This is a genomic window from Acinetobacter sp. UBA801 (assembly GCA_002296655.1).
In the GTDB taxonomy this organism is placed as follows: Bacteria; Pseudomonadota; Gammaproteobacteria; order Pseudomonadales; family Moraxellaceae; genus Acinetobacter.
On sequence record DBIN01000002.1, the window covers coordinates 1 to 6,714 of the forward strand.

The window sequence follows — 6,714 nt, forward strand, 5'->3', positions numbered from 1 at the left end:
GGGCAAAATAATCGGCAATCCACGCTTTATGTTTATCCAAAATGTCATGATATTGAATAAAGTGAATTCCTAAACTTTGCAGCTGCGGCAAAATGGCATAGTTTTACTCTGCCGTGCGTTATGTGCATTTGGGTACAGGCAACTATCACGCGGGCAATGCGCGTATGTACACCGACTATGGATTGATGACCACACATCCTGATATTTGTGAAGATGTGCATCGGGTGTTTCAGGAACTCACTGGTATGGGCAGATCGGCAAAATTAAAAAACTTGCTGCATGCACCATTTACCTTGCACAGTGAATTGCTCAAACTGATTGAACAAGAAATCGGGTTTGCACAAGCAGGTAAAGCTGCTCGAATTATCATTAAAGTCAATGCATTGACTGAGCCACAGTTAATTAGGGCTTTGTATCGCGCTTCGCAGGCAGGAGTACAGGTCGATTTAATTATCCGCTCGATTTGTTGTTTGATTCCAAAAGTGAAAGGTATGTCTGAGCGTATTCATGTCCGTTCGATTGTAGGGCGCTTTTTGGAACATACCCGCGTGTATTATTTTGAGCATGGTAGTGCGAAAAAATTGTATTGTGCCAGCGCAGACTGGATGGGACGCAACTTATTTTCACGGGTGGAAACCTGCTTCCCTATTTTGGATGAGAAAATTAAACAGCGTATTGTGGAAGATGGCTTGCTGAGTTATTTGCATGACAATCAAAATGCGTGGGAGCTACAAGCCAATGGCGAATGGCAGAAAGCTGCTGTGGTAGGGCAGGCTGCCGTACACAATGCGCAAATGTATTTGGTCGAGCAAAAACAGTTGAATGTGTAAATTTAGAAGCAGTAAATGGATGTGATCTAGCATCTGAGAATATAAAAAAACCTGAGTATGTGCGCATACTCAGGTTTTATGTTTTCAAAGCATCACATGGATTGCTTTAAGAAGCTCTTGAATGTTTGCCTTTTAGAATTTCAGTTCGCAAGCTTTGCGCCAACTCAGCCGATTGGCTGTCCATACCATTCACCATAAAGGCATGACGCATCAGCACATTGGTCGGATTTGGCATACTCACCAATTCATAATGCGCAGACAGTTGATCCAAGAGTTCATTTGGTAAATGCACTGCATTTTCACGGGCAGATAATTGATGTACCAAACGCTCTGCCGCCTGCACCGCAGATAACTGCATGGCTTCGACTGCGGTAGATAAACCACTGCGAGTTTGCAACACAAAACGTTTTTCTTCGCGGTAACGCTTATACAGCACTTCAGACAATAACTGGAACACCGTGCCAATCATTGCCATACAGGCTGCTGCATTTGGCGTATTGGCTGCAATACTCAGTGTTGCGCCATCTTCATGGAATGGCTGTACCGTTTGAATATCGGAACGATTTAACTTGTAGTGTTGAACGCACAGTTCAATACTTTTGTTCAGGAAAATCTGACATAAGCTAAAATAAGGCACAGACACACTTTGCGTGACTGTGTCTAATAATTGTTTCGGGTCATAAAACTGAATATTCAGCGCAATGTTGTTCTGATCTTGGCTTTGCTCAATGGCTTTGTTTGCTTTAGGCGACATCACAGGTTTCGGTTGTTGCTGGGCCTGCGCAAGTGCCAAAGCGGTTTGATGTTTTTCTTGCTCAAGGGCTTGCGTCAATAATTGTAATTCGTGTTTGAGGCGAGATTCATTATTAATGCGTGCCAAATATTCACTACGGCTTGGACGGGCAATCGCGCGATAAGCCAACCATAACAAACCATGAACCAGTAATGATAAAAGTATTGCTAACCATTGGGTACGCAGAATTTCACCAATACTTGGCTGAATTAAGGTAATTTCAATGGTACCGACTTTCTTTTCATTGACGATCGCATCGCGGACAAAGACTTCACCTTCACGGGTACGTGACTGTCCACCTGTCGCCAAGACCTGATTTTTCGCATCTAAAATACGAATAGAAGCAATGCTTGGATTGGTGGCATAACGATTTACCAATAATGCCAGTGATACTGTATTAGCAGGTTCCAGCTCAGAAAGGCTGTCTGTGACCAGTTGGCTGGTCATTAACTGCCCCTGATTGGCGCGGTTTTCATTTAATTGGTGTGTTGTTGCAAGCACCAATAAAAAGGTGTGAAAAGCAAAACTTACAATCAATAGGCTAGCAAATAGCCCTTGTCTAGGCGCATTCAAGGTAAAACTTCCAAGGCATTTATATTCAATTTAGATTATGATTCTCACAATAGTTGTAGCTCAGACCCGAGTCAATTCATGCGAGAAATCATTCTTATATCATTTTTAGGACCTGACCAACCTAATCAGTTTACTCGATTAATGCAGGTATTGTCCGTTCATTCCTTACAAATCTTAGATGTTGGCCAAGCTGTTATTCATAATCAACTGACTTTAGGTATTGTTGTTGCATCAGAAGACCAGACTGCAACTGCTTTAGCCATGAAGGAGATGCTGATTTTAGCACATGATATTGGCTTAACTGTGCGTTTTAAACCAATCTCTGCAACTGAATATGAACAATGGGTCAAAGAAGGCGGTCGCACCCGTTATATCGTGACTGCACTGGCGCCAGAGCTGAATGCCTCACATTTACAGGCGGTCACACATATTGTATCTAGCCAAGGTTTTAACATTGAAACCGTGACCCGTTTGTCGGGTCGTCCGCAGCTTAATACAGCTGAAGACGAACCTAAACGTGCCTGTATTCAGTTTGGATTAAGTGGGCAAATGCTAGATGCAGTGGCTATGCGTGCTGCGTGTTTAAGCCTGTCGAATGAACTGAGTGTGGATGTCGCGGTACAGGAAGACAATGCCTATCGTCGTAACCGCCGTTTGGTATGTTTTGACATGGACTCGACGCTCATTGAACAAGAAGTGATTGATGAGTTGGCAATTGAGGCAGGTGTGGGTGATCAGGTGGCGGAAATTACCGAACGTGCCATGCAGGGTGAACTGGATTTTCAGCAAAGTTTCCGCGCGCGTGTAGCATTGCTCAAAGGTTTAGACGCTGCGGTACTGCCTAAAATTGCTGAACGTCTGACCGTGACCGAAGGTGCAGAACGCCTGATTTCAACTCTGAAATCCTTAGGTTATCGCACAGCAATTTTGTCGGGTGGTTTCCAGTATTTCGCAGAATATCTACAGGAAAAATTGGGGATTGATGAAGTGCATGCCAACATTCTAGATGTAGAAAATGGCGTGGTCACAGGCGAAGTAAAAGGTCACATTGTAGATGGCGCGCGTAAGGCATTATTGCTGCGCGAACTGGCAGACAAAATGGGGATTTCTTTGGAACAAGCCATAGCGGTGGGCGATGGGGCGAACGACTTACCAATGCTTTCTATAGCAGGTTTAGGTGTGGCATTCCGTGCTAAGCCATTGGTACGTCAAAACGCCAATCAAGCCATTTCAAGTGTGGGCTTAGATGGTGTGCTGTACTTATTAGGCGTGCATGACAAAGATTTGAACCGTGCCTAATATGATAATTTAATGAAAAAAAGCAGCAGTTATGCTGCTTTTTTTGTTTGTATAATCAGCAGATAACGATGAACGGTCAACAGACACTGTCGATAAAAAACGCAACAGCACAGAAGGAAAAAAATATTTTTTTAGGCAAAAAATTAAGGTGTTTTTTTGTAATGACACGCGAATAAAGGGCTAGCTTAGCTTCCCGAAAACTACAAAATTTAAAAAATGTAATGACAATATAATATTGCGACAAGGTGTGTCGCTTTATAAAAATACAAGTCTTTTTTTATCTAGAAAACGCAGCATAATGCATACATAGAATTTAAATCGACATCCATTATTTATTTAAACGGTATTTGAAGTTGCAGACCAATTCAAAAAGAGGCTGCATCTTTAGACGGAGGTTTTTATGCTAACAGCGAATTTAGCGACCATTGTAGGCTTAAGCCTCGTCGCAGCTGCGTTGATTGCTGTTTTCTTTTCGCCTTATCGTCGCTGGTTAAACTTTATGTTGGCAGGTATGGTATTTTGGGGTTTATTGGAAGTGGTACGCTACAGTGTGCAAAGCGTATTTGATCTGCCCATTACCTACAGTTACTTGTCAGCAATTTTCTTGGCGATGACTATGGTGACTTTATTATTATTACGAGAAGATCGACGGGCAGAGCGTGCTTTGGCAAAACGTCGCTGTATCGAACATACTCCTGTGTATGAAGACGATCATCAGCAGTGTTCAAGCCGCTAAATCATACAGACTCAATTCAAAAACTTTAAATAAGATGCAACTGGTTTGCATCTTTTTTACTTTATTCGCACGGTAGTTTGCATCATTCAAACAGCGACAAAATTTTAAACCCTGCTAAAGATTGTTATACAAAGCTTTGCTGTAAAAAGCAGGAGTTGTGATAGGATAAGTCTATTGATTATCCAACAATTACAATAGGCTTCTCGGTCATGAAACTTTCTGCAATTCCTGTGATCAAACTACCTTTGGTTGATGTCAGTACCGATCCACTTGACCTGCTTGTGGCAGGCTTGGCATTGCGTATGAAACAGCTGGCACGTACCAGTCCAAAATTTATTGAATTGGTGCATGAGCGTCAGTTCCGCATTCAGATTGGCACAGATTTAGGCATGGCGCGTCAAATTATTGTCAACAATGGACATATTGATACTGTGGCAGGTGATGCAGAAAAAGCGGATTTTATTTTGCAGTTTGCAGACAGTGAGCAAGGTGTAAAAACCTTAATGAAAGGCGATCCAACTGCGTTTATGACAGGCATGCAAAACGGCAGCATTAAAATGGAAGGTGATTTTGGCTTATTGGTGTGGTTTAACCAAGCAGCGAAGTTGATTCCACCTAAACTGCCAAAACCTGTGAAAGAAAAAATCAAAATGGCGCGCCAGTTTATTCAACAAAAAACGGGTAAATGAATTCAAACTTATTGAAATATTTTGAATTATTCATAATAATGCACCCGCTTTAAAGGGGGCATTATTATGAAAAAACTATTTACAGCATCAATAATTGCAACAACTCTTACATTTACAGGTTGTGCAAGTATTTTTTCTGGTTCTACACAAACATTAACTTTTAAATCAGTACCTGATACAGCAAATATCAGCATTACAAATAAAGCTGGTGAAAAAATCCATACAGGTTCTACTCCAGCTACTGTTACTTTAAAACGTGGTAATGGCTTCTTTCAGCCAGCTAGTTATGAAGTAACTTTTACTAAAGATGGATATCAGCCAAAGAAAATTCAAGTAACTGCTAATGTGAACGGTTGGTATATCGCTAATATTATTTTTGGCGGTTTAATTGGATTGCTTATTATCGATCCTGCAACAGGTGCAATGTATACGCTTTCGCCAAAAGATGTAAATGCAGTACTTGATTCAACTCAATCACAAACTGCTCAAAATAAATCTAAACAAAGTTTAACTGTAATGTTAGTGAAAGATGTTCCAGTTGATATCATGAACCGCGCTAAATATATCACTACTTTATAAAGTAAGTTTAGAGCTCTCATTTGAGAGCTCTATTTTTAGTTAGTCAACTTCCAAACAAAAAGTCACAGGCCCATCGTTTACCAAATGCACTTTCATATCAGCAGCAAAAATACCCGTTTCTACTTGATCAAACTGACTTTTGGCGTAGTCCACCAATTGTTCATAGAGGGCTTTTGCTTCGTTTGGTGGCATCGCAGGGCCAAAATCAGGACGTAAACCTTTTTGGGTCTGAGCCATTAGAGTAAATTGTGAAACCAATAACACACCGCCATTGGCCTGACTGACATTCCAACCCATTTTGCCTTGTTCATCATCAAAAAAACGATATTTTAAAATTTTATCAATCAGCTTTTTGCCTTTCTCAAAATTATCGTCTTTGCTTAAGCCCAAAAACACCAAAATACCCTGTTGAATCTCGCCAGTGATTTCACCATCGACCACGACTTTGGCTTCAAGAACTCGTTGTAATAATGCACGCATGGGGGACTAATTTTCTCAGTGTGGGGACGGCTGCAGATTGTAGCAAACTCAGGCACTTTGGCGTGCATTAACATCAATCATGTAAGTACCAGAACTGCTGTTGTACGAAGAGATATAAAATGTCATGGGAAGGCTGCACTTCAGCAAAGCTGTAATAAGATTGTCGATAAAAGCCTTTTTTGCTGAATAAAGTATGCTTTAATGCAAGAAGTACCACGAAATGATGATCCCTATGCCCCCCATTATTCAATCTCTGCTCGATACTGATTTATATAAATTCACCATGTTACAGGTGGTGCTGCATAAATTTCCGCAAACGCACAGTGTGTATCAATTCCGCTGCCGTAACCTTGAAGATACCGCTTATCCACTGAGCGATATTTTAGCTGAGTTGAATGCGCAGCTTGACCAATTGTGTCAGCTGAAATTTAAAGAAGATGAATTACAGTATTTGCGTAAGTTACGCTTTATTAAAAGTGACTTTGTCGATTATTTAGAACTATTTCAGCTCAAACGTCGTTTTATTCACGCCAGTATTGATGCACAAGGTCGTTTGGATATTCGGGTAGAAGGCCCGATGGTACAAGCCATGATGTTCGAGATTTTTGTCTTGGCAATTGTCAATGAACTGTATTTTCAGCGCATTCGCAATGATGGGGTCTGGGCAGAAGGCGAGCGCCGTTTACAGAAAAAAATTGCCTTGATTCAAAGTTACCAACAGCAGCAACAAGCTGA

General features: G+C 41.2%; 6 protein-coding genes and 2 pseudogenes. 6 read left to right on the forward strand and 2 right to left on the reverse strand.

The annotated features are described in order from the left end of the window. Positions 1–113: 113 nt before the first annotated feature. A pseudogene (locus B2W49_RS00165) lies at positions 114–830 on the forward strand (RNA degradosome polyphosphate kinase); the annotation flags it as partial. A 106-nt stretch (positions 831–936) separates the two neighbouring features. Here B2W49_RS00165 and B2W49_RS00170 read toward each other — a convergent pair. Further along, positions 937–2,196, reverse strand: coding sequence for a hypothetical protein (locus B2W49_RS00170; RefSeq protein ID WP_291331365.1), 1,260 nt, complete (start codon positions 2,194–2,196; stop codon positions 937–939). A gap of 78 nt (positions 2,197–2,274) precedes the next feature. On the opposite strand from B2W49_RS00170, the gene serB reads away from it, so the two are divergent. The 4 genes from serB to B2W49_RS00190 all read left to right on the forward strand — a co-directional run bounded on the left by serB (position 2,275) and on the right by B2W49_RS00190 (position 5,499). Next, a complete protein-coding gene (gene serB / locus B2W49_RS00175) occupies positions 2,275–3,495 on the forward strand; it encodes a phosphoserine phosphatase SerB (RefSeq protein ID WP_291331367.1) in 1,221 nt (406 codons plus the stop codon). 400 nt (positions 3,496–3,895) lie between these two features. Then, a complete protein-coding gene (gene aciT / locus B2W49_RS00180; protein WP_291331368.1) occupies positions 3,896–4,231 on the forward strand; it encodes a ciprofloxacin tolerance protein AciT in 336 nt (111 codons plus the stop codon). Positions 4,232–4,440: 209 nt separating this feature from the next. Continuing rightward, positions 4,441–4,920, forward strand: a complete 480-nt coding sequence (locus B2W49_RS00185) for an SCP-2 sterol transfer family protein (RefSeq protein ID WP_291331370.1) — start codon at positions 4,441–4,443, stop codon at positions 4,918–4,920. Between the two features lie 66 nt (positions 4,921–4,986). Next, a complete protein-coding gene (locus B2W49_RS00190; protein WP_291331371.1) occupies positions 4,987–5,499 on the forward strand; it encodes a hypothetical protein in 513 nt (170 codons plus the stop codon). Positions 5,500–5,538: 39 nt separating this feature from the next. Here the strand turns inward: B2W49_RS00190 and dtd are convergent, their stop codons facing one another. Beyond that, positions 5,539–5,979: a D-aminoacyl-tRNA deacylase gene (dtd, locus tag B2W49_RS00195; RefSeq protein ID WP_291331372.1), complete on the reverse strand. Its 441-nt coding sequence runs from the start codon at positions 5,977–5,979 to the stop codon at positions 5,539–5,541. 232 nt (positions 5,980–6,211) lie between these two features. Between dtd and B2W49_RS00200 the strand changes: the two are divergent. After that, positions 6,212–6,714 (forward strand): annotated as a pseudogene (locus B2W49_RS00200) (nicotinate phosphoribosyltransferase); the annotation flags it as partial.